Genomic DNA, 23,233 nt, shown 5'->3' with positions numbered 1-23,233 from the left:
CGCGAGCAAGCTCGCTCCCACAATGGAACGCATTTCAATGTGGGAGCGAGCTCGCTCGCGAAGGGGCCGGCATGGGCAAATCACATTCCACAGAGTTGACGCAACAAATCAGTGTCCAGATGTTTTTCCACCAGATCCGCCAGCCGCTCGATATCGCGTTCGCGCAGGCCGTGATAATCCACCTCCTGCACATCGTTCAGTCCGGCCCAGCGCAACAGGGCCGCACTGGCCGCCGGCGATTCGAACAGGCCGTGCAGGTAAGTGCCGAAAATCTGCCCGTCGAGACTTTGCGCGCCGTCGCAGCGACCGTCGTCCAGACGCACAGACGCATTTTCCAGCGCCGCTCCCGTCGTCACGCCCGCATGAATTTCATAGCCACTGACCTCGGCATCTTCCAGCGCCAGACGCCCGCGCACATTGCGCAACTGTTTTTCGGCTTCGAGCTGCGTTTCAAACGCCAGCAACCCCAGACCGGCGCTGGAACCCGGCGCGCCTTCCAGGCCCAACGGATCGTGCACCTGCTCGCCGAGCATTTGCAGACCGCCGCAAATCCCCAGCAACTTGCCGCCATAGCGCAGATGCCGGCTGATGGCGGTCTCCCAGCCATTGGCGCGCAGATAGGCCAAATCGCTGCGTACGCTTTTCGAGCCCGGCAGAATGATCAGGTCGGCCGGCGGAATCGCCTGCCCCGGGCCGATGAATTGCAGATCCACCTGAGGATGCAGACGCAGCGGATCGAAATCGGTGTGGTTGCTGATGCGCGGCAGCACCGGCACCACCACTTTCAGGACTTGCTCGACCTTGTCAGTCTGACGCTGATCAATGCCGTCCTCGGCCTCCAGATGCAGATCCATCACATACGGCAGTACGCCCACCACCGGTTTTCCGGTGCGCTGCTCCAGCCAGTCGAGGCCCGGTTGCAGCAAGGCGATGTCGCCGCGAAAACGGTTGATGATGAAGCCCTTGACTCGCGCCTGCTCGCTCGGCGACAGCAGTTCCAGCGTGCCCACCAGATGGGCAAACACGCCGCCACGATTAATGTCGGCGATCAACAGCACCGGGCAGTCCACCGCTTCGGCGAAGCCCATGTTGGCGATGTCGCCGGCGCGCAGATTGATCTCTGCCGGCGAGCCTGCGCCTTCGACCATCACCAGCGGATACGCGGTGCTCAAGCGCTCATGGGAAGCGAGCACGGCCTGCATGGCGATGGCTTTGTAGTCGTGATAGGCGACGGCGTTCATGCTGGTGACCGCACGGCCGTGGATGATGACCTGGGCACCAGTGTCGCTGTTGGGCTTGAGCAGCACCGGGTTCATGTCGGTGTGCGGTTCGAGAAACGCCGCCTGGGCCTGCACCGCTTGCGCGCGGCCGATCTCGCCGCCGTCGGCAGTCACCGCGCTGTTGAGCGCCATGTTCTGCGGTTTGAACGGCACCACGGCAACGCCCTGACGGGTCGCCCAGCGGCACAGTGCCGTCACCAGCGTGCTTTTACCGGCATCGGAGGTGGTGCCCTGCACCATCAATGTGGTCATGCGGTTTTTTCCTTGGAACAATGCTTGGCGAATGCTTGCAGGGCTTGCTCAAGGCGCGCCTCGTCCGCGGCATCGGCGGGCAACCCGAATCGCAGGCTGCTGTTGTGCGCGAACAGGCGCAGAAGAATGCCGCGTCGAGCCATGAATTCATGCAGCGCGGCGGCCTGTTCGGTGATCAACCACTGAAACAGCGCGCAGCCGCCTTGCGGTTTGAAGCCATAACGTTCGAGCAGCGCAGCCAGCCGCTCGCTGGCCTCGTCGCTGCGAATCCGCTGACGCGTGTGGCCTTCGGTGTCGCGCAGACAGGCCTGCCCCAGCACACGAGTCGGCCCGCTGACTGCCCAGGGCCCGACCTGTTCGGCCAGCAACCGGAGCAACTTGCGCTCGGCCAGCACGAACCCCAGCCGCACACCGGCCAGACCAAAAAACTTGCCGAACGAGCGCAGCACGATCAACCCCACTTGATGCGCATGGGGGGCGAGACTCAACTGCGGTGTGTTGTCCATGAACGCTTCGTCGACCACCAGCCAGCCACCGCGCTGGGCCAGCCGCGCATGCCAGTCGAGCAAACGCGCCGGGGTCAGATTCAGGCCTGTCGGATTGTTCGGATTGACGACTACCAGGACGTCGAGACTGTCGAGAAAGAAATCGACTTCCTGCTCCAGCACCTCACGCACGATGTAGCCACTGCGCCGCCAGGCTTCGGCATGCTCGGCATAACATGGCGACAGCACGCCGACCTTGCCGGCCCGGCGCAATCGCGGCAACAACTGAATGGCCATCTGTGAACCGGCCACCGGTAGCAAACTGTTGGCCCCATAGTAATCGCAGGCAGCCTGCTCCAGACCGTCATCGTTCTCCGGCAAACGTGCCCAGGCTCGCAGCGGAATCTCCGGGACCGGAAACGGCCACGGCGCCAGGCCTGTGGACAGGTCGAGCCAGTCTTCTTCCGCGATACCGTATTCGAGCGCCGCCCTGCGCAACCGGCCACCGTGCTCAAGCATAGAATTCAGCCCCCACGCAGAGAATCAGCAGCCATAACCATACCCCGCGCCGGACCAATTGCCAGCCGCGATCAATGGAATCGGCATCCGCCGGCGCGCCCTCGCCCAGTTGCGGACGCTCGTGCAGCTCGCCGTGGTAGATCGCCGGGCCACCCAGTTCGACGCCCAAGGCACCTGCGCCGGCAGCCATCACCGGGCCGGCGTTCGGGCTGTCCCATTTCGGCGCCTGAGTGCGCCAGCATTTCAACGCGAGTCGGGTATTGCCCAGCAGCGCGTAGGTCAACGCCACCAGCCGCGCAGGAATGTAGTTGAGGATGTCGTCGATTTTTGCCGCCGCCCAGCCGAATCGCTCGAAGCGCTCGTTGCGATAGCCCCACATCGCATCAAGCGTATTGCTCAGACGATAAAGCACCACGCCCGGCGCACCGGCCACGACAAACCAGAACAGCGCGGCGAACACCGCATCGCTACCGTTTTCCAGTACCGATTCGGTGGCGGCTCGGGCGACGGCGGTGCTGTCCAGCTCATCGGTCTGTCGACTGACCAGATAACCCACACGCTTGCGCGCCTCCTCCAGATCATCGCTGCGCAGGGCCTTGGCGACCGGCTCGACGTGCTCACCCAGGCTGCGCATGCCGAGGGCGCAATACAGCGCAAGAATCTCGACGATCCAGCCCACATACGGCGCCCAGGACAACGCGGTGGCCAGCAGGGTCAGCGGCAACACCGCGATCACCCACGCGGTGACGCCATGGCTGCGCCAACCACGACCGGCGCTGTTGAAACGTTGCTCGATGCGCCCGGCGAAATTGCCGAACGCCACCAGCGGATGCCAGCGCTTCGGCTCACCCAGCAGCGCATCCAGCGCAACTGCGGCGACACTCAACAACGCCACACTCATTGACTCACTCCCCAGAAATTTTCATACAGCAACTCATTGAGCGGACGCTCCTGCGCCCAACCTTCGAGTACCAGCATCGGCGCCGGATAGAATTCCTTGACCGGCCCCAGGCAAAGCACCGCCAGCGGCTTGGCCCCGGCCGGCAGTTTCAGCAGATCGGCCAGTGCCTGCGGCTCGAACAGCGACACCCAGCCCATGCCCAGGCCTTCGGCACGTGCGGCCAGCCACAGGTTCTGGATCGCGCAGGACAGCGACGCCATGTCCATTTCCGGCAGCGTACGGCGGCCAAAAATGTGTCGTTCGCGATCGTCCATCAACGCAGCCACCAGCACTTCGGCGCAGTCGCTGATGCCTTCGACCTTGAGCTTCATGAACTCGTCGCTGCGCTCGCCGAGGGCTTCGGCGGTGCGCACGCGTTCTTCTTCAACAAGGTTCTGGATCTGGCCACGCAAGGCGCGGTCGCTGATGCGGATGAAGCGCCACGGCTGCATCAGGCCGACGCTCGGTGCCTGATGTGCCGCCTCAAGCAATCGGCGCAACAGTTCCGGCTCGACCGTGCCACCGCTGAAGTGGCGCATGTCGCGGCGTTCGGCGATGGCGCGGTAGACCGCTTGGCGCTCGGCGTCAGTGAAGGCGTTGTCGGTCATGGCCCCATCGCTGGCAAGCCAGCTCCCACAACGGATTGCGTTTCTTCAGACATCACACCGCCCACTGTGGGAGCTGGCTTGCCAGCGATGGGAGCCTTATGGTCCGGCGCAAATAATATTGCGATAGCTGCAGGATTGGACGGGAAATAGAAATGCACGTACGAGGCGGTCATCCGCCCTTGCCTGTACACCGCTTCGGCGCCGCGCCCGCCATTGGGGCTGTGGCCACGGGCGATTGGCGTCAGTTCGGTGGTGGTCAGGGAATGGTGATAGGTGTGGCCGCGCAACTGGCCTTCCGGCAAGTCGACTTCTTGCAGCGCCAGCGCGGCGAGGCGCTTTTGCATCACGGCGTCGCCACTCAACAGGCCGACCAGATCAGCGCGGGTGCCTTCGACATCAGTCAGCGAGTCGAGCAGGTACAGCATGCCGCCACATTCGGCGAGCAGCGGTTTGCCGGCCGCATGGTGCGCGCGGATCGCTTTGAGCATGTCGGCGTTCTGCGACAAGGCAACGTGGTGCAATTCCGGATAGCCGCCGGGCAGGTACAAGCTGTCGGCGTCGGGTAATTGCCTGTCGCGGATCGGCGAGAAGAAACTCAATTCGGCGCCCATCGCCCGAAGCAAGTCGAGACTGGCGCCGTAGGTAAAGGCGAAAGCTTCGTCGCGGGCGACAGCGATTCGCACGCCTTCGAGCAGCCTTTCAGTCTTGCCGATTTCAGGCGCGGCGAATTCCACGGCCGGTGGCAGCGCTACCTCGCAAGTGCCGGCCAGCGCTTCGGCGGCAGCGTCGAGGCGCACGTCCAGGTCATTGAGTTCGCTGGCCTGCACCAGACCGAGATGGCGGCTCGGCAGTTCGATCCCGGTTTCCCGGGACAACGCGCCGTACCAGCGCAGGCCTTCGGTGAGGCTGCCTTCGAGCAACTGCGCATGACGCACGGTGCCGACACGGTTGGCCAGCACGCCGGCGAACGGCAAGTCCGGCTGATAGCGCGCCAGCCCCAGGGCCAATGCGCCGAAGGTCTGGGCCATCGCGGTGCCGTCGATCACGCCGAGTACCGGCACGCCGAAATGCCGGGCCAGATCGGCGCTCGACGGCGTGCCGTCGAACAAGCCCATCACGCCCTCAATCAGAATCAGATCGGCTTCGGCGGCGGCTTCCCACAACAGGCGTCGACTTTCCTGCTCGCCGACCATCCACATGTCCAGTTGATAGACCGGCGCACCGCTGGCGCGCTCGAGGATCATCGGGTCGAGAAAGTCCGGGCCGCATTTGAACACGCGAACCTTGCGCCCCTGATTGCGATGCAAACGGGCCAGCGCGGCGGTGACGGTGGTCTTGCCCTGACCGGAAGCCGGCGCGGCGATCAGGACCGCCGGGCAGTGACGTGGTTGATTCAAAGTTCGACGCCTTTCTGCGCTTTGATGCCGGCCTGGAAGGCGTGCTTGATCATGCCCATTTCGGTGACAGTGTCGCCCATCTCGAGCATTTCCGGTTTGGCGGCGCGACCGGTGACGATCACATGCTGCATCGGCGGACGGGCCTGCAGATCGCTGAGCACCTGATCCAGATCGAGGTAACCGTGCTTGAGGGCGATGTTCAGTTCATCGAGCACCACCAGACCGATCGACGGATCACGCAGCAGCTCGCGGGAGACTGCCCAGGCCGCTTCGGCGGCGGCGATGTCACGCTGACGGTCCTGGGTTTCCCAGGTGAAGCCCTCGCCCATTACATGGAAGCGCACTTGCTCGGGGAAACGACGAAAGAAAAGCTCTTCGCCAGTACTGTTGCGGCCCTTGATGAACTGCACCACACCACACTGCATGCCGTGGCCCATGGCGCGGGCGAGCATGCCGAACGCCGAGCTGCTTTTGCCTTTGCCATTGCCGGTCAGCACCAGCACCAGGCCGCATTCGTCCGGCGAATTGGCGATGCGCTCGTCGATCACGGCTTTTTTGCGCTGCATGCGCGCCAGGTGGCGCTCGTCGCGTTCGGGGGAATCAGTCATGGGGGAGCTCTCCGTTGAGGCTGGATAACGGCGGGCAGGCACAAGAATAGACGGCAACAAGCCTGGCATCGCCCACCGTGATGCCGCTGGATGGATCAGGCCGGTCTCCGGGCTCATGAGCGGCTTGCGCCTGGCTGCGCGCCTTCCCGCTTTTACGCAGTGGCATCAGACGCAGCTTTTACTCATTTACCGTTGCGGGGGCAGCGCCGGGATCGTGAGGGTTCATCACTTGGAGACCCGCCTCACCGGCTTCCCTGTTTCACTCTGTCGACATGCGCCACAGAGCACCTGAAACAAGCCGCGAAGGTTAGAGGGTTGGGGGTGGAGCGTCAATTGAAGAGGGTCTCGTGCGGCGAATAACTGCCGCTGATCAATTAACTGACGCCAATCTTGTGCCACACTGTCAGCAGTGATATCAAAGAGCCATGCTTTTTGACTGCAGAGAGCACATCACAATAACAAGGGAGAGCACCATGCAAGGCATGATCATCAGCAATCCGCGGCTGGAATTCCTGCGCCCGGTGCTGGAACGCTGGTTTGACTGTATCGACCGCTACAACGCCGTGCGCGGCGACAATGACACTCCTTATTGGCACGACGAAAAAGCCAACCTCGGCCTGCTGTCCGCCGCTGCCTGGATGGCCGAATTGGTGACCTTGAGCGACACCGCCACCCGCAAACAAAACGAAGAAGGCGAGCGCAATGCCCGCGCCGACCTGTTCATTGCTGGCGCCGAAGATCGCGCCTTCATCCAGGCCACCCAACGCTGGCCGCGCGTCACCAACCTGAATCTGACGCAGGCTTTGGTGGATATCACCAGCGACGCCAGGTGCATCAGCTACGCCAGCGACCTGAAACTCGGCTGCCTGTTCGTCGCCCCGCAAAAAGCCCAGCACAGCGCCAGCCCGGAAGAGTTGCAGGACATGGTCGACGACCTGCAAAAGGAACACACCTGCGCCGTCGCCTGGTACTTTCCCTACGCCTACCGCAAATTGCGCAGCGAAGCCGGCAACTATCACCCCGGCATTGCCGTGCTTTTCAAGGAAGCCCGCGGCTAAGGGTTGAACCATCGGGCTTGTGCGCTTCTCTATGACTAAGAATGCATTCATAGGGAAGATCAGCAATGCGCAAGCCCCAGCTCGTTTTCGTCATCGTGCTCGCCGGAGGGCTCGCCGCCTGTGGTGAATCCTCCAGCCTGCAAGTCTCCGACGGCACTGGCCCGTCACCGAAACTGCCCGAACCGAACAAGACCCTGATTCCGACGGTGAACATCGCCCCGGCCATCGGCTGGCCGGCCGGCGCGAAACCGACGGCAGCGGCAGGTACTCAGGTGGCAGCCTTCGCCGAAAATCTCGATCATCCGCGTTGGCTGTATGTACTGCCCAATGGCGATGTGCTGGTGGCGGAAACCAACGCTCCGCCGAAACCGGACGACAGCAAGGGCATTCGCGGCTGGGTGATGAAAAAAGTCATGGGCCGCGCGGGTGCCGGCGTCCCCAGCCCGAACCGCATCACCCTGCTGCGCGATGCCGATCATGATGGCGTGGCCGAGACCCGCACGGTGTTCCTGCAGAACCTCAACTCGCCGTTCGGCATGACTCTGGTCGGCAACGATCTGTACGTGGCCGACACCGATCGCCTGTTGCGCTTCAACTACGAGCCCGGCGCGACCGAAATCAAGAGCCAGCCGATCAAGGTCGTGGACTTGCCGGGCGGCACACTCAACCACCACTGGACCAAGAACGTCATCGCCAGCAAGGATGGCAGCAAGCTGTACGTCACCGTCGGCTCGAACAGCAACGTCGGTGAAAACGGCCTCGATCAGGAAGAAGGTCGTGCGGCGATCTGGGAAGTGGACCGCGCCACTGGCAATCACCGGATCTTTGCCTCGGGCATCCGTAATCCCAACGGCCTGGCCTGGGAGCCACAAACCGGCGCGCTGTGGACAGCCGTCAACGAGCGCGACGAAATCGGCAGCGATCTGGTGCCGGACTACATCACTTCGGTCAAGGACGGTGGTTTCTATGGGTGGCCGTTCAGCTACTACGGCCAGCACATCGACGTGCGCGTGGAACCACAGCGGCCGGACATGGTGGCCAAGGCCATCGCCCCCGACTACGCCGTCGGCCCGCACACCGCGTCACTGGGCCTGACCTTCGCCGAAGGCAATCGCCTGCCGGCGCAGTTCAAGGAAGGCGCATTCATCGGCCAGCACGGCTCGTGGAACCGCAAACCGCACAGTGGCTACAAGGTGATCTTCGTACCGTTCGCCGCTGGCAAGCCGAGCGGCACGCCAGTGGATGTGCTGACCGGTTTCCTGGACAAGGACGAGAACGCTTTGGGTCGCCCGGTCGGCGTGGTGATCGACCAGCAAGGTGGATTGCTGGTCGCCGATGACGTGGGGAACAAGGTGTGGCGGGTGTCAGCGACCCGCTAACGTATTGCAGGCATTAAAAAACCCGTGGGAGTCGTTCGACTCCCACGGGTTTTTATGTATCTGGGCTACGGGTTATGTGCCAGGTGCTCCGGCTGCAGAACGCGCTTGGCGCTCAGATAGGCTTTCTGCCAATACGCTTTCGACAGGCTGTCCAGCTTCACCGTACCGCCGGTGGCCGGGGCATGCACGAAGCGCCCTTCCCCGACGTAGATCCCCGCATGACTGACCTGAGAGCCACCATTGGTGGCGAAGAAGATCAGGTCGCCGGTTTGCAGCCCTTCCTTGCCGACATTCGGCGCCTGCATGACGATCATCTCGCGGGTCGAACGCGGCAGGCTGATGCCGGCGGCATCACGGTAGACGAAACCGATCAGACCGCTGCAATCGAAGCCCGAATCCGGCGTGTTGCCACCCCAGCGATAAGGCGTGCCCACCAGCCCGAGCGCGCGAAACAGCACGTCTTCGGCAGCGGGCGAAAAGGCCTGGGAGGATCCGAACACGATCGGAGCGCGAACCACCGGTGCAGGCGGCGGAGTGCGGCTGGCGCAGGCGCTGAGCAGCGCAGCGAAGAACATCAAGGCAAAGCGGGCCGACATCGTCATATGCAGAACATCCTGATCTGGCTGAGGCTTTGACTGCCGATTCGACAGAAAACAAAACCGCCTGCGGTGGAACGCAGGCGGTTTGCCATCAATATAGATCAGGATTCTAGCGGCTACGCGGTAAACTTCAAGTAAGACTTTAACTTCACCTTGTAAAGTTTAGGTCTATTGCCTCTGAAAGGCCTTTTTGTCGCCACGAGCGTGGCGACAAATGCGTGGTTACTTGCGAGCGGTAACCACGGTTGGAGCGTTCGCCAAAGCGCGCTTGGCTTCGATGAAGGTCTTGCTCCAGTAGCTGTCGCCCAGGCTGTCGATGCGAACACCGCCGCTGCGACGAGAGCTGGAGTGGATGAACTGGTTGTCGCCCAGGTAGATCCCGGCGTGGCTTACACGACCGCGACGACCATTGGTGGCGAAGAACAGCAGGTCGCCCGGCTCGAGGTTGCTGCGCGAAACCAGTGGCGCATCAACGTTGATCATTTCGCGGGTGGAGCGCGGCAGGTTCATGCCGGCTTCTTCGCGGAACAGGTAGCCGATGAAACCGCTGCAATCAAAACCGGCTTCAGAGGTACCGCCGAAACGGTAACGGGTACCGATCAGGGACATGCCGCGTTCGAGGATGCTGTCGGCCAGAACCGGAAGCTGGTAAGGCTTCTTGCCGTTGAAGTCGGCGAGTTCTTTTTCGGTGTCCAGCTCTTCCTGGTAAATAACGGAAGACTGGGCGGTGGCGGAATTTTTAGCCTGTTGTTGCTGCTCTTGATTAACAGGTGAATGAGCAGCGCAACCGAACAACAGGGTGACGAGTGCGAGAGGCACGAGGGGTGCGAAGCGCTTTAGCATGGGCACGACCGTGGCTGATAGTTGTAAAGAAGCCGAGACTATGCCCGCTATCAGCCTCATTTGCAAATTCAATCGATCTTTTTGTGACTTCCCGGTTTCTCGTTAACATCTAAGCGCTTAAGCCTATTTGAATCGAGACGCAGCCTGCGCAACGCACTGGAAAGCGGGTTTTCTGGCGCCTGAAATATGCCGAAACCGGCTGAAAGCCCCGGTTTTACCAGCCCAGGGTTTCTTTCAGGAAGGGAATGGTCAGCTTGCGCTGAGCCTGCAAAGAGGCCTGATCGAGCTGTTCCAGCAGATCGAAAAGCGCGCTCATGCTGCGGGTACCGCGAGTCAGAATAAAATGCCCGACCTCGTCGGTCAGGTGCAGACCACGACGGGATGCGCGCAATTGCAGGGCACGCAATTTGTCTTCATCGGAGAGAGGACGCATCTGGAAAATCAGCGCCAGGGTCAGGCGCGATTTCAGGTCGGCAAGCTTGATCGGCAGTTCACGCGGCGAGGTCGAGGCGGCGATCAGCAAGCGGCGACCGCTGTCACGCAGACGGTTGAACAGATGAAACATCGCCTCTTCCCAGTCCGCCTTGCCGGCAATCACCTGCAAGTCGTCCAGGCAGACCAGTTCGTACTGTTCGAGGTTGTCGAGAATTTCGATGCCGCGATCCATCAACTCGGCCAGCGGCAGGTACACCGCCGGCTCGCCCATCTGTTCGAAGCGCAGGCACGCGGCCTGCAACAGATGCGTACGCCCCACCCCGTGCTTGCCCCACAGATAGATCAGGCTTTCGGTCCAGCCGGCGTCGGCTTCGCATAGACGCTCGACATAGCCGAGTGCAGCGGCATTGGCGCCTGGGTAGTAGTTGATGAAGGTGGCGTCGTCACGCAGACGCACACCTAGGGGCAGCTGAATCGGTTTCATGCTGACTGAACAGTTCCCAAGGAACCGTTAGTGGCCTCTGTGTAAAGTGAGCGAAGTTTATACCCGTGAAGCGGAGCGCACAATGCGACAGACCCCAAGCAAAATCAAAGGTTTGCGTTAACGTGCTGGTTTTATGACAGTTTCTTTGGCGCCATGGCCTGCATGAGACGGGCCAACCCGGTAATCCACCGGGCGGCCCGCACGTCACGATTACAACTCCGGCTCATCCGCCCCGCTATAGATGTCCGAATCCTTGTACAGATCGTGGACATGCCGCACCAGCACCATGATCACCGCCGCCACCGGCAATGCCAGCAGCACACCAGTGAAGCCGAACAGCTCGCCACCGGCCAGAATCGCAAAGATCACCGCAACCGGGTGCAGGCCGATCCGGTCCCCCACCAGCAAGGGCGTCAGCACCATGCCTTCCAGGGCCTGACCGACCATGAACACCGCCACGATGCCGATCATTGGATACAGATCGCCACCGAACTGGAACAACCCGGCAATCAACGCCGCACCGATACCGATCACGAACCCCATGTACGGCACAATCGCCGCCAGCCCCGCGATCAGACCGATCAACAGACCCAGCTCCAGCCCGACAATCATCAAGCCCGCCGCATAAATCACGCCCAGCGCCAGCATCACCAGCAACTGCCCGCGCACGAACGCGCCCAGCACTTCATGGCACTCACCCGCCAGCGCCACCACACGCTCTTCGCGATCACGGGGCAGCAGACCACGGATCTTGGCCATCATCACGTCCCAGTCACGCAGCAGGTAAAAGCTCACCACCGGGATCAGCACCAGATTTGCCAGCCAGCCGATCAGCGCCAGACTCGACGCCGTCGCCTGACTCAGCACCACACCGACGATGTCGGTGGTCTGACCCATGTGTTCGCTGATCGCGGCCTTGACCTTGTCGAACTTCCAGAAGCCGTCCGACAACCCCAGTTTCGATTGCGCCCATGGCACAGCAGTGTGCTGCAACCAGTCGAGCATTTGTGGCGCCAGTTCGTACAGCCGCAGCAATTGCCTGGCGAGCATCGGCACCAGCACCAGCAACAACGCGGTGACGATCAGGGTGAACAGGGCGAACACCGCAATCACACCCCAGGTTCGCGACAGCCCCAGACGCTCCAGACGATCAACGAGCGGATCGAACAGATAGGCAAGCAACAGCGCCACCAGGAACGGCGTGAGAATCGGATGCAGCAACCAGACAAACGCGCAAAGCAGGAGCACCCCACCGAGCCAGAACCAACGCCGCGTATCGGCCATGTAACACTCCATTGCTTATATATAAGAAAGAAACCTACCAGCGGAACCGCAACGACGGCGCCGCCGGTGTCGGCGTCGGCGCAACGACTGGCGGCGTCCCGGCGACCGCAGGTTGCGGCGCAGCCACCGGAGCGGGCGCCTCGGCCGGCAGTTCCTGCAACTTCGCCAGCGACAACTGCGCTCGCAACTGATCGGCGCTGCCATTGACCCGATACAGAATGCGATCGGCATCGACACTCTGCAGACGCACGCCAAACGGTTCGAGTAACCGCAGCAGCGCCGCGTAGTGCTCCAGATTCATGCCCTGCACTTCCAGGGTCTGCTGGCCGGACGCACCCGGCTTGGCTACAAAGCGTGGCGCCAAGCGTTCAGTCACCGCCAGCATCACTGCATCGGCCACGGCGGCCTGATCCGCGCCCTGCACATTGCCCGCCTCTTTTTTGTCGCCGAGCCACAACTGCCATTTGGCTTGCCATTGCCCGCCTTCTTCGCGGGCATGCACGGCGAGCAAAGCGTCTGCGTTGTAGCGTTCGGAAGCGTTGCGCAATGGCGCCGGGTCAGCCCCCTCAAGCGCGGGTGCCGTGGCAACCAATTGCTCGCTCAAGTCCGCCAGCGGCAGGCGCAACGGCAACCCACGGTGCTGAGCGGCGCGACGCAAAGGCGCGGCACTGGCCTGACCGTCGCCGACCAGGCTCGAGCCCTCGGTCGAATCATTCAGCCACCAGCTCAGGATCGAGGGCCGGTTGGCACCCCACAGCGCCAGTCCGGCACGGCGCAACGCCTGCTCGGTGGTTCCCGGATCGAAATCGACTTTCAGCACTTCCGGCGGCCCGGCATCGAAACCGAACTGGCTCATGATCTGCTGTGGATCCTTGCGAACCGGCGCCAGCCCCGGGTTCTGCGGGGCCTTCGGGTCGCCGGTCAGGCGCAGCACCAGCGTATCCAGCGCGGCCTGGGTGGCACGATCACGTTCCTCTGGCGACTGGCCAGTGACCGGTTCGCGCACCTGATAAAGACTTTTGAGATTTTCGGCCTGACTCGCCAGGCTGATCAGAGACAAGCCACCCACTAACAGCAATTTACAAAAACGCATGGAGAATTCCCGTCGACAAGAGCGGCTGGAACAGGCCGCGTGAACCGTTCTGCAAGCCTGTGACCACAGGCCGTCGCAAAACATTCACAAGCGGTCGGTAAGTTTTCGCACAGTCCTAACGATAGACGGTTCCTTATACAGGCACCCGTGATGTCACCCACAGTGTCAATTGCAAAATTTTTCCACCGATATGCCCCTGCCCGTCGGCGTGAGGATGGCCGCTGCCCCTCAAGCCTGATAAAATCGCGCGCCTTCGCAGACCGGCAACAGCCGGGCACCCCGAACTTCGCGTGAGGCAATCGCCCCTGTCGGATTCGGCGTTCCCGCTGAACTCGGTCGTTACCCCTGAATCCCCTCCCCTAAAGGCCTGGATCATGAGCAAGCAACCCTCCCTGAGCTACAAGGACGCCGGTGTAGACATCGACGCCGGTGAAGCATTGGTCGAACGCATCAAGAGCGTCGCCAAGCGCACTGCGCGCCCGGAAGTCATGGGCGGCCTGGGCGGTTTCGGCGCCCTCTGCGAGATCCCGGCCGGTTACAAACAACCGGTGCTGGTTTCCGGTACTGACGGCGTCGGCACCAAGCTGCGCCTGGCGCTGAACCTGAACAAGCACGACAGCATCGGCCAGGATCTGGTCGCCATGTGCGTCAACGATCTGGTGGTGTGCGGCGCCGAGCCGCTGTTCTTCCTCGACTACTACGCCACCGGCAAGCTGAACGTCGACGTGGCCGCCACCGTGGTTACCGGTATCGGTGCAGGCTGCGAACTGGCTGGCTGCTCGCTGGTTGGCGGCGAAACCGCTGAAATGCCTGGCATGTACGAAGGCGAAGACTACGATCTGGCCGGCTTCTGCGTCGGCGTCGTGGAAAAAGCCGAAATCATCGACGGCTCGAAAGTCGCCACCGGTGATGCCCTGATCGCCCTGCCATCGTCCGGCCCGCACTCCAACGGCTACTCGCTGATCCGCAAGATCATCGAAGTGTCCGGTGCCGACATCGAAAGCGTTCAGCTCGACGGCAAGCCGCTCACCGAACTGCTGATGGCCCCGACCCGCATCTACGTGAAGCCGCTGCTCAAGCTGATCAAGGAAACCGGCGCGGTCAAAGCCATGGCCCACATCACCGGTGGCGGTCTGCTCGACAACATCCCGCGCGTCCTGCCAAAAGGCGCTCAGGCCGTGGTTGACGTGGCCAGCTGGAACCGCCCGGCTGTCTTCGACTGGCTGCAAGAGAAAGGCAACGTCGACGAAACCGAAATGCACCGCGTGCTGAACTGCGGCGTGGGCATGGTGATCTGCGTGGCTCAAGAACACGTTGAAGTTGCCCTGAACACCCTGCGTGACGCCGGCGAGCAGCCTTGGGTCATCGGTCAGATCGCCGACGCTGCCGAAGGCGCGGCTCAGGTCGAACTGAAGAACCTCAAGGCTCACTGATGCCAAACACCTGTGATGTCGTGGTGCTGTTGTCCGGCACCGGCAGTAACTTGCAGGCCCTGATCGACAGCACGCGGACCGGCGACAGCCCGGTCCGCATCGCTGCGGTGATTTCCAACCGCGCCGACGCCTACGGCCTGCAACGCGCCAGTGACGCGGGTATCGCCACCCGCTCGCTGGATCACAAGGGATTCGAGGGCCGCGAGGCCTTCGATACCGCTCTGATCGAACTGATCGACGAATTCAACCCCAAACTCGTGGTACTGGCCGGCTTCATGCGCATTCTCAGCGCTGACTTCGTCCGTCACTACCAGGGTCGCCTGCTCAACATCCACCCGTCGCTGCTCCCCAAATACAAAGGGTTACACACGCATCAGCGCGCGCTGGAGGCCGGCGATGCCGAACACGGCTGCTCCGTGCACTTCGTCACCGAGGAACTCGATGGCGGACCACTGGTCGTACAGGCAGTAATACCGGTAGAGTTGCACGATTCGCCGCAAAGTCTGGCGCAACGGGTTCACATTCAGGAACACCTGATCTACCCGATGGCCGTACGCTGGTTCGCCGAAGGACGGCTGAGCCTCGGCGAGCAAGGTGCTTTACTGGATGGCCAGTTACTCGGGGCCAGCGGTCACTTGATTCGAAACTAGGAGATTTTATGCGTCGCGCCCTGCTCTTCGCTTGCGCTCTGCTCGCCCTGCCTTTCGCCCAGGCGGCAGACCTTCAACCGTTCTCCGCCAGCTACACCGCCGACTGGAAGCAACTGCCCATGAGCGGCACCGCTTCACGCAGCCTGACCAAGGAAGCCAACGGCGTCTGGAAGCTCAGCTTCAAGGCGTCGATGATGATTGCCAGCCTGTCCGAGGAAAGCACGCTGACCCTGGACAAGGACACTCTGCTGCCACAGTCCTACCACTTCGAACGCGGTGGCCTGGGCAAAGCGAAAAAAGCTGACCTGGACTTCGACTGGGCCAACAAGCTGGTGACCGGCACCGACCGCGGCGATGCGGTGAAAATCCCGCTCAACCGCGGCATGGTCGACAAATCCACCTATCAGCTGGCGCTGCAGCATGATGTGGCTGCCGGCAAGAAAAGCATGAGCTATCAGGTCGTCGATGATGGCGAAGTCGATACCTACGACTTCCGCGTGCTGGGCTCGGAAAAAGTCGAAACCAAGGCCGGCCAGATCGATGCGATCAAGGTCGAACGCGTCCGCGATCCGACACAAAGCAAGCGCATCACTGTCCTGTGGTTCGCCAAGGACTGGGATTACCTGCTGGTTCGCCTGCAACAGGTCGAAACCGACGGCAAGGAGTACAACATCATGCTCCTCGACGGCACGGTCAACGGCAAGACGGTCAAAGGCAGTTGATCCGACGCAACATCAAAAAGCCCCGCAAACGCGGGGCTTTTTTTCGCCTGTCGAACGGTGATCAGACCGAGAACCTGGCGACCATGCTGTTCAGGTCCACCGCCAGCCGCGACAGCTCCTGACTCGCGGCACTGGTCTGATTGGCCCCCGCAGACGTCTGCATCGCCAGATCACGAATATTCATCAGGTTGCGATCGACCTCCCGCGCCACGGCAGCCTGCTCCTCCGACGCACTGGCGATCACCAGATTGCGCTCGTTGATCAAGGTGAATGCCGAAGCGATTTCCTCCAGCGCCACGCCAGCAGCCTTTGCCAGCTCCAGGGTCGAGCGCGCCCGGACGTTGCTCTGCTGCATCGAGCTGACCGCCGAATCGGTGCCCTGCTGGATGCCGCCAATCATCTGCTCGATCTCCTGCGTCGATTGCTGAGTGCGATGGGCCAGCGCCCGCACTTCGTCCGCCACCACCGCAAAACCCCGTCCGGCATCCCCCGCCCGCGCGGCTTCGATTGCCGCGTTCAGGGCCAACAGATTGGTTTGCTCGGCAATCGAGCGGATCACATCCAGCACCTTGCTGATGCTGTAGACCTTCTGCGCCAGATCTTCCACCTGCGCGGCATTGGCAGTGACATCGTCCGCCAGCAGCTCGATGGACGACACTGTCTGCTGCACCTGCTCGCGGCCATGCTGGGCTATGCGATCAGACTCACGGGAAGCCTCTGAAGTGGCGACGGCATTGCTCGCCACCTCTTCCACGGCGGCGGTCATCTGATTGACTGCCGTGGCGGCTTGTTCAATTTCCAGACTCTGCTGGTGCAGTCCTCGCGTCGCGTCCTCGGTGACGCAACTCAACTCTTCCGAGGCCGAAGCCAGTTGACTGGAGGACTCCGAGATGCGGCGGATGGTGTCGCGCAGGTTGTGCTGCATGCTCTTGAGCGCGTGGAGCAGCCGCGCCGGTTCGTCCTTGCCGCAAATGCTGATATCGCCAGTCAGATCGCCACTGGCCACCACTTGCGCGACGTCGAGCGATTGCGACAGCGGCAGCACGATGCTGCGGGTCAGCAACAACGCCAGCGCGATGGTAATCAGCGCGGTGATGCCGATCATCACCCCAACCCACACCCGCGAGTTGGTGAACACCAGCCGTGCGGCCTCAGTGGCGAGATTGGCGTTGTGTTTATTCAGCTCCACCAGCTCCCGCAGGGTCACTGCAATATCATCCGCCAGCGGGCTCATCTGCCCGTTGAGAATGGCGGCCGCCTCCTCCACTCGTCCCTGAGCGGATAACGTCATCACCTGCGCCTGAAGCTCCAGGTATTTGTGTTCGGCGACCTTGAAGCGCTCGAACAGCTCGCGCTCTTTGGGCAGCACGATCAGGATGTCGTAACGCTGCTGGGCTTCGCTCAGCACACCGCGCAAATCGTTGAGCTTGGCCACATTCTGATCCAGCGCCTGCGGATCGCGATTGAGCAACAGGCGCATGGTCAGCGCGCGCAGGCGCAGCATGTCCTGGCTCATCTCGCCCACCGCCATCACGCTGGGCAACCAGTTATTGTCGACCTCGTCGGATTGCGCGCGCATGTTCGACATCTGCAGCAGGGCGAACGCGCCAAGGGCAAACACCATCAGCGCCAGCACCCCAAAACCCAGGCCGGCCCGGGGCGCAATATTGAGACTACGGATACTCATTGCTCTGGTTCCTTCCAAAAGCGCTGCATCAACCCTGCAGCTGGTTGCTCTAGAAGGTATCGGCCCTTTGAAAAAAAGCGTAAGACCAAAACGTGATATCAAATAGCCTTGATACTCCGAACCATCGGCATTAACGATTCAGCGCGGATTTGCCGGACTTGAGCGCTGTTCGCGGCAAGATCGCCAGGAAGTTGTCTCGCGCGACTTTTTTTGCCACCGCCTCCGGCAAGGCGTCGAGAAACGGCTTGAAGCCGTGGATTTCCTTGCCGAGTTTGTTGAATCGCCCGACCACGTCCGAACCGATCATGAAGCGATCCGGATAACGCTCCACCAGTTGCACCCATTCCGCTCGCGGCTGACCCTTTTCGTCCAGCAGATAAGGCGTCAGCAGGCTCCACGACAAATCGATGAACAGGTTCGGGTACGCCTCCAGCATTCGCGCAAGGGTCGGCAGCAAAAAATCCAGCTGCGTCTGATGACGATGGATTTCGGCACTGGTACCGGCATGCGCCCAGATGAACCGGGTGTGCGGATGATTGCGTAGCGGCTCTTCGATTTCCTTCAGGTACAGCGGATTTTTCTCACGCTTGGAGGTGATGTTGGAATGCAGCATCACCGGCAGATCGTTTTCGGCGGCCAGGTGATAGACGCGGGTCATGGCTTCGTTGTTGGCACGTGGCGTGTCGCCGGAGGTCAGCGCCGTAAGGTCGTCGTGACGGGTGAAGACTTCGCCGATGCCCTGCCACAAGCCGGGATACAGATCGAGCATGCGCTGGATGTGCGCGGCGGAGTTCTTGTCGTTGGGGTTGAAGCCTGAAAGAAACGGGTGAAAGTACTGGCGCTGCTCCGGCGTGAGCTTCTGCACGGCGTCGGCGACGATCACGTCAGTCGCGCTGTACCAATAGGCATCGGCGTCATCGCCTGCGTAATAACGCGGGCGTTTCGGCTCGTCTTCGTGCCATTTCTTCGCCACGGGAATGCCGGAAATCATCACGTGCTCGATGGAGTTTTCCTTCATGGCGGTCAGCAATTTCGGCATGCCGGCGGTTTCCTGGAAAAAATCCACGTAATGCAGGTGCGCATCACTGTAGGTGTAATCCCGGGCACTGGCGGCGCCGGTGAAAACTATCAGGCAGGCAAGGCTCAAACGAAACACGGACACAAGCATTCTCCGGCAGACAGGCATAGCCTAGACCCTTGTCGGGCGACGAGGGTTCACCCGGCAAGAAAGTGGAACGCGCCTGTGTGGGAATGCTCTATACCTGCAAAGGTCTTTTTTGATCGAATCCCTTTTTCCTACCGCATGCGAGGTTCACATGACCGTTACCGTCAATACCGTGTCCGCCGATGGTTTTCGCCACACCGTACAGATCGATGAGCATGAGCTGTTTGCCGATGTCCCGACGACCGCCGGCGGCGAAGGCTCGGCTCCGGAGCCGCACGATTACTTCGACGCCGCCCTCGGCGCCTGCAAGGCCCTGACCTTGAAGCTGTACGCGAAGAAAAAGGACATCCCGCTGACCGGCGTCGGCGTTGAGGTCAAACGCGACAACAGCCAGGAACAGAAAGGCAAATACGCCCTGCACGTAACCCTCACCCTGAAGGGCGTGCTCACCGATGCCCAGCGCGAAGAACTGCTGCGCGTGGCCGATCGCTGCCCGATCCACAAGCTGATGACCACCAGCGAAGTCACTATCGAGACTCACGCACCCGTCGGCTTCGACAGCCAGTAATCACCCGACGACACCGGCGGGTTATGCTCCACGCATCACCCGCTCAGCCTGGAATGGACCATGGACACCCAACCCCTGATCATCCGCCCGCGCGCCGAAGACGTCGAAGGCCAGCCGATTCTGCGCCCGCTGCCGTCAGCCAAATGCCGCAGCGTCGGGCCTTTCGTGTTTTTCGACCACATGCTCGAAACGGTTTATCCGGCGGGCAAAGGCATGAATATCCGACAGCACCCGCACATCGGTCTCTCGACCCTCACGTACCTGTTCGAAGGACAGATTCAGCACAAGGACAGCCTGGGTTCGGATCAGGTGGTCAGCGCCGGCGATGTCAGCTGGATGACGGCCGGCACGGCGATCGCTCACGTCGAGCGCACGCCCGAACCGCTATGGGATCAGAGCTTCAAGATGCACGGCCTGCAAATCTGGCTCGCCTCACCCAAAGATCACGAACAAGGCCCGGGACATTACAGCCATCACCCGGCCTCGACATTGCCGGTCAGCGATAACCTTGGCGTGCAGATCCGCATGATTGCCGGGTCAGGCTTTTGCCTGGAATCGCCGGTGCCGGTGCTTTCTCCTACGCTCTATGCCGAACTGAAGATGCAGACCGCAACCACGCTGCTGATTCCGACTGAGCATGAGGAACGGGCTTTGTATGTGTTGAGTGGTGATGTGCAGTTGAACGGCGAAGCGGTCGAACCCCACGCGCTTGTGGTATTGCCTACCGGGGAAGAAATGAGTCTGTTCGCCGAGAGCGACAGCCACGCGGTGCTGTTCGGCGGCGCACCACTGGATGGGCCACGGCGGATCAACTGGAACTTTGTTGCGAGCGATCCGGCGGCAATCGATGAGGCGCGGCGCAAGTGGGCGGCCGGTGACTGGCCGACAGTGCCGGGAGAAGTCGAGCGGATAGAGCTGCCGAAATCACGCAGCGAGCCGACACCGCTTTAAACCAGCACTCCCACGCCAGGCGTGGGAGTGTTTTCAACCGAATCAGCCTTTGAACACTTCATCCAGCAAGTCATGCATCGACTTGAACGCCCGCGCTGCGGTCTTCGCGTCGTACATCATCTTGCCCGGCACGTTGGCGTGCGGATCGGTGAACGAGTGCACCGCGCCGCCGTAGCTCAGCAGCTGCCAGTCGACACCGGCGGCGTTCATCTCGTCTTCGAATGCCGGCAACTGCTCTTTCGGCACCAGCGGGTCCGAAGCACCGTGCAGCACCAGCACCGAGCCCTTGATGTTCTTCGCGTCCGCAGGGTTCGGCGAATCCAGCGTGCCGTGGAACGACACCGCCGCTTTCACTGCCGCACCGGTGCGCGCCAGATCCAGCGCACAGCAGCCGCCGAAGCAGAAACCGAACACAGCCAGTTTCGAGGTATCAACCGCCGCCTCGCCCTGTTTCTGCAATTGTTCGAACGCGGCCTGCATACGCTTGCGCAACTGCGCACGGTCATTCTTCAGCGGCATCATTGCCGCACCGGCCTGATCGGCATTCTGCGGACGCACGGCCTGGCCGTAAACGTCAGCGATCAGTACCACATAACCCTTGGCCGCCACCGATTTGGCGATCTCTTCAGCGCCAGCGCTGACACCCATCCAGTTCGGCGCCATCAACAGGCCCGGGCGTGCGCCTGTGTGCTCGGCGTCGAACGCCAGACGACCTTCATATGGCTGGCCGTCAATCTGATAGACCACGGAACGTACAGTGACTTGGCTCATTTCTGACTCCAGAGTGGTTGAACACCAGAATGAAAAAACCCGCCGAAGCGGGTTTTTCTAAAGCTTGATCAAGCAGACAGTTCGACCAGCAGCTTGTTCAGGCGGCTCACGTAAGCGGCCGGGTCTTTCAAGCTGTCGCCAGCCGCCAGGGCGGCCTGGTCGAAGAGGATGTGCGACAAGTCGCTGAAGCGATCGTCGCTGGCCTCGTTGTCGAGCTTCTCGATCAGCGGGTGGCTCGGGTTGAATTCGAAGATCGGCTTCGAATCCGGCACCTTCTGCCCGCTGGCCTCGAGGATCTGACGCATTTGCAGACCCAGGTCCTGCTCACCGATGGCCAGAATGGCCGGCGAGTCGGTCAGGCGATGGGAAACCCGGACTTCGGCAACGGAGTCGCCCAGTGCGGTTTTCAGACGCTCGACCAGACCTTCTTTCGACTTGGCGACTTCTTCTGCGGCCTTCTTGTCCTCTTCCGAGTCCAGGTTGCCCAGGTCCAGGTCACCGCGCGCGACGTCGACAAAGTTCTTGCCGTCGAACTCGCTGAGGTAGCTCATCAGCCACTCGTCGATGCGGTCGGTCAACAGCAGCACTTCGATGCCTTTCTTGCGGAAGACTTCCAGGTGCGGGCTGTTCTTGACCTGCGCGTAGGTTTCGCCGGTGAGGTAGTAGATCTTGTCCTGACCTTCCTTGGCACGCGCCAGGTACTCGGCCAGACCGACGATCTGCTCGCCATCGGTGCCATTGGTCGATGCGAAACGCAGCAGACCGGCAATTTTTTCCTTGTTGGCGAAATCTTCTGCCGGGCCTTCTTTCATGACCTGACCGAAGTTTTTCCAGAAGCCCTTGTATTGCTCAGGCTCGTTCTTCGCCAGTTTTTCCAGCATGTCCAGCACGCGCTTGGTCAGCGCCGACTTCATCGAGTCGATGATCGGGTCTTTCTGCAGGATTTCCCGCGACACGTTCAGCGACAGGTCGTTAGAGTCGACCACACCCTTGATGAAGCGCAGGTACAGCGGCAGGAACGACTCGGCCTGATCCATCACGAACACGCGCTGTACGTACAGCTTCAGGCCTTTCGGCGCTTCACGCTGGTACAGATCGAACGGTGCGCGGGCCGGCACGTACAGCAGCGAGCTGTATTCGAGCTTGCCTTCGACCTTGTTGTGGCTCCACGACAGCGGATTTTCGAAGTCGTGGGCGATGTGTTTGTAGAACTCCTGGTATTCCTCATCCTTCACTTCAGTGCGAGGACGGGTCCACAGGGCGCTGGCGCGGTTGACGGTTTCCCATTCGGCTTCAGGCTTTTCTTCGCCTTCGGCAGCGGCCACTTCTTTCGGCAGCTCGATCGGCAGCGCGATGTGGTCGGAGTATTTCTTGATGATGTTGCGCAGACGCCAGCCATCGGCGAATTCGTCTTCACCTTTTTTCAGATGCAGGACGATGCGGGTGCCGCGTTCTGGCTTGTCGATGGTGGCGACTTCGAATTCGCCCTCACCTTTCGACGACCAGTGCACGCCTTCGCTGGCGGCGGTGCCGGCGCGACGGCTGTACACGTCAACTTTGTCAGCGACGATGAAGGCCGAGTAGAAGCCCACACCGAACTGACCGATCAGGTGCGAATCCTTCTTCTGATCGCCGGACAGGTTTTTCATGAAATCGGCGGTGCCGGATTTGGCGATGGTACCCAGGTGGGTGATCACATCGTCGCGGTTCATGCCGATGCCGTTGTCTTCGAGGGTGACGGTCTTGGCGTCCTTGTCGAAGCTCACACGGATTTTCAGTTCAGCGCCATCTTCGAGCAACTCTGGCTTGGCCAGGGCTTCGAAGCGCAATTTGTCGACGGCGTCAGAGGCGTTCGAGATCAATTCGCGAAGGAAGATTTCCTTGTTGGAATACAGCGAATGGATCATGAGGTGCAGCAGCTGCTTCACCTCGGTCTGGAAGCCCAGGGTTTCCTTTTGAGTTTCCACACTCATGGTCATCAAACTCCAATCAGATGGCATTGGCCGCGACCTTGCTGGTCGG

General features: G+C 61.3%; 22 protein-coding genes and 1 riboswitch. Of the genes, 7 read left to right on the top strand and 15 right to left on the bottom strand.

Translation table 11 applies throughout. The features are described from left to right. Positions 1-80: 80 nt before the first annotated feature. From CAF73_RS17815 to cobO, 6 genes are read right to left on the bottom strand one after another with little or no spacing between them, the layout of a single operon-like run. Entirely contained in the window at positions 81-1,532 is a 1,452-nt protein-coding gene (locus CAF73_RS17815) for a cobyric acid synthase (RefSeq protein ID WP_085703377.1), read from the bottom strand. Further along, positions 1,529-2,536, bottom strand: a complete 1,008-nt coding sequence (gene cobD / locus CAF73_RS17810; protein ID WP_085699324.1) for a threonine-phosphate decarboxylase CobD — start codon at positions 2,534-2,536, stop codon at positions 1,529-1,531. The genes CAF73_RS17815 and cobD overlap by 4 nt, the downstream gene beginning before the upstream one ends. Next, positions 2,529-3,437 (bottom strand): adenosylcobinamide-phosphate synthase CbiB, encoded by a 909-nt coding sequence (gene cbiB / locus CAF73_RS17805; RefSeq protein WP_085703376.1) that lies wholly within the window; start codon positions 3,435-3,437, stop codon positions 2,529-2,531. The genes cobD and cbiB overlap by 8 nt, the downstream gene beginning before the upstream one ends. After that, a complete protein-coding gene (gene bluB / locus CAF73_RS17800) occupies positions 3,434-4,084 on the bottom strand; it encodes a 5,6-dimethylbenzimidazole synthase (RefSeq protein WP_085699328.1) in 651 nt (216 codons plus the stop codon). The genes cbiB and bluB overlap by 4 nt, the downstream gene beginning before the upstream one ends. After that, the gene (locus tag CAF73_RS17795; protein WP_085699330.1) at positions 4,081-5,481 is read right to left on the bottom strand and encodes a cobyrinate a,c-diamide synthase; all 1,401 of its coding nucleotides are present in this window, start codon (positions 5,479-5,481) and stop codon (positions 4,081-4,083) included. Before CAF73_RS17795 ends, bluB begins: the two co-directional genes overlap by 4 nt. Continuing rightward, the gene (cobO, locus tag CAF73_RS17790; RefSeq protein WP_085699332.1) at positions 5,478-6,089 is read right to left on the bottom strand and encodes a cob(I)yrinic acid a,c-diamide adenosyltransferase; all 612 of its coding nucleotides are present in this window, start codon (positions 6,087-6,089) and stop codon (positions 5,478-5,480) included. Before cobO ends, CAF73_RS17795 begins: the two co-directional genes overlap by 4 nt. Positions 6,090-6,169: 80 nt before the next feature. Then, positions 6,170-6,396: riboswitch (cobalamin riboswitch) on the bottom strand. Positions 6,397-6,562: 166 nt separating this feature from the next. On the opposite strand from cobO, the gene CAF73_RS17785 reads away from it, so the two are divergent. Then, the gene (locus CAF73_RS17785; protein WP_085703375.1) at positions 6,563-7,147 is read left to right on the top strand and encodes a hypothetical protein; all 585 of its coding nucleotides are present in this window, start codon (positions 6,563-6,565) and stop codon (positions 7,145-7,147) included. A 65-nt stretch (positions 7,148-7,212) separates the two neighbouring features. Further along, complete coding sequence (locus tag CAF73_RS17780; protein WP_085699336.1) at positions 7,213-8,526, top strand: sorbosone dehydrogenase family protein; 1,314 nt, start codon at positions 7,213-7,215, stop codon at positions 8,524-8,526. A gap of 65 nt (positions 8,527-8,591) precedes the next feature. On the opposite strand, the gene CAF73_RS17775 is transcribed toward CAF73_RS17780, so the two are convergent. The 5 genes from CAF73_RS17775 to CAF73_RS17755 form a co-directional block, all read right to left on the bottom strand. After that, positions 8,592-9,128, bottom strand: coding sequence for a C40 family peptidase (locus CAF73_RS17775; RefSeq protein WP_011333136.1), 537 nt, complete (start codon positions 9,126-9,128; stop codon positions 8,592-8,594). 219 nt (positions 9,129-9,347) lie between these two features. Further along, positions 9,348-9,968 carry a C40 family peptidase gene (locus tag CAF73_RS17770; RefSeq protein WP_007950397.1) on the bottom strand — a complete coding sequence of 207 codons (621 nt, stop codon included), beginning with the start codon at positions 9,966-9,968 and terminating at the stop codon, positions 9,348-9,350. 214 nt (positions 9,969-10,182) lie between these two features. After that, positions 10,183-10,887 (bottom strand): DnaA regulatory inactivator Hda, encoded by a 705-nt coding sequence (hda, locus tag CAF73_RS17765; RefSeq protein WP_007950396.1) that lies wholly within the window; start codon positions 10,885-10,887, stop codon positions 10,183-10,185. Positions 10,888-11,097: 210 nt separating this feature from the next. After that, the gene (locus CAF73_RS17760; protein ID WP_085699340.1) at positions 11,098-12,171 is read right to left on the bottom strand and encodes an AI-2E family transporter; all 1,074 of its coding nucleotides are present in this window, start codon (positions 12,169-12,171) and stop codon (positions 11,098-11,100) included. A 34-nt stretch (positions 12,172-12,205) separates the two neighbouring features. After that, on the bottom strand, positions 12,206-13,264 hold the full coding sequence (locus CAF73_RS17755; RefSeq protein ID WP_085699342.1) for a DUF2066 domain-containing protein: 1,059 nt from the start codon (positions 13,262-13,264) through the stop codon (positions 12,206-12,208). Positions 13,265-13,638: 374 nt separating this feature from the next. Between CAF73_RS17755 and purM the strand changes: the two genes are divergently transcribed. The 3 genes from purM to CAF73_RS17740 are packed head-to-tail and all read left to right on the top strand — an operon-like array spanning position 13,639 to position 16,069. Continuing rightward, positions 13,639-14,697: a phosphoribosylformylglycinamidine cyclo-ligase gene (purM, locus tag CAF73_RS17750; RefSeq protein WP_085703374.1), complete on the top strand. Its 1,059-nt coding sequence runs from the start codon at positions 13,639-13,641 to the stop codon at positions 14,695-14,697. Further along, entirely contained in the window at positions 14,697-15,347 is a 651-nt protein-coding gene (gene purN / locus CAF73_RS17745) for a phosphoribosylglycinamide formyltransferase (RefSeq protein WP_085703373.1), read from the top strand. Before purM ends, purN begins: the two co-directional genes overlap by 1 nt. A gap of 8 nt (positions 15,348-15,355) precedes the next feature. Then, a complete protein-coding gene (locus CAF73_RS17740; protein ID WP_085699349.1) occupies positions 15,356-16,069 on the top strand; it encodes a DUF3108 domain-containing protein in 714 nt (237 codons plus the stop codon). Between the two features lie 61 nt (positions 16,070-16,130). On the opposite strand, the gene CAF73_RS17735 is transcribed toward CAF73_RS17740, so the two are convergent. Both CAF73_RS17735 and CAF73_RS17730 read right to left on the bottom strand, forming a co-directional pair. Next, positions 16,131-17,756 carry a methyl-accepting chemotaxis protein gene (locus tag CAF73_RS17735; protein WP_085699351.1) on the bottom strand — a complete coding sequence of 542 codons (1,626 nt, stop codon included), beginning with the start codon at positions 17,754-17,756 and terminating at the stop codon, positions 16,131-16,133. A 130-nt stretch (positions 17,757-17,886) separates the two neighbouring features. Next, positions 17,887-18,924 (bottom strand): amidohydrolase family protein, encoded by a 1,038-nt coding sequence (locus tag CAF73_RS17730; protein ID WP_371918975.1) that lies wholly within the window; start codon positions 18,922-18,924, stop codon positions 17,887-17,889. Between the two features lie 148 nt (positions 18,925-19,072). Between CAF73_RS17730 and CAF73_RS17725 the strand changes: the two genes are divergently transcribed. Together CAF73_RS17725 and CAF73_RS17720 are read left to right on the top strand one after the other, a co-directional pair. Then, positions 19,073-19,489, top strand: a complete 417-nt coding sequence (locus CAF73_RS17725) for an OsmC family protein (RefSeq protein ID WP_085703371.1) — start codon at positions 19,073-19,075, stop codon at positions 19,487-19,489. 60 nt (positions 19,490-19,549) lie between these two features. After that, positions 19,550-20,440: a pirin family protein gene (locus CAF73_RS17720; protein WP_085703370.1), complete on the top strand. Its 891-nt coding sequence runs from the start codon at positions 19,550-19,552 to the stop codon at positions 20,438-20,440. A 42-nt stretch (positions 20,441-20,482) separates the two neighbouring features. Here the strand turns inward: CAF73_RS17720 and CAF73_RS17715 are convergent, their stop codons facing one another. Together CAF73_RS17715 and htpG are read right to left on the bottom strand one after the other, a co-directional pair. Then, positions 20,483-21,211: a dienelactone hydrolase family protein gene (locus CAF73_RS17715; protein ID WP_085703369.1), complete on the bottom strand. Its 729-nt coding sequence runs from the start codon at positions 21,209-21,211 to the stop codon at positions 20,483-20,485. Between the two features lie 68 nt (positions 21,212-21,279). Continuing rightward, the gene (gene htpG / locus CAF73_RS17710) at positions 21,280-23,184 is read right to left on the bottom strand and encodes a molecular chaperone HtpG (protein ID WP_085703395.1); all 1,905 of its coding nucleotides are present in this window, start codon (positions 23,182-23,184) and stop codon (positions 21,280-21,282) included. Between the last annotated feature and the right edge of the window lie 49 nt (positions 23,185-23,233).

Source organism: Pseudomonas sp. B15(2017) (genome assembly GCF_002113215.1).
Classification (GTDB): domain Bacteria; phylum Pseudomonadota; class Gammaproteobacteria; order Pseudomonadales; family Pseudomonadaceae; genus Aquipseudomonas.
This window is presented reverse-complemented; position numbering and strand designations above follow the sequence as displayed.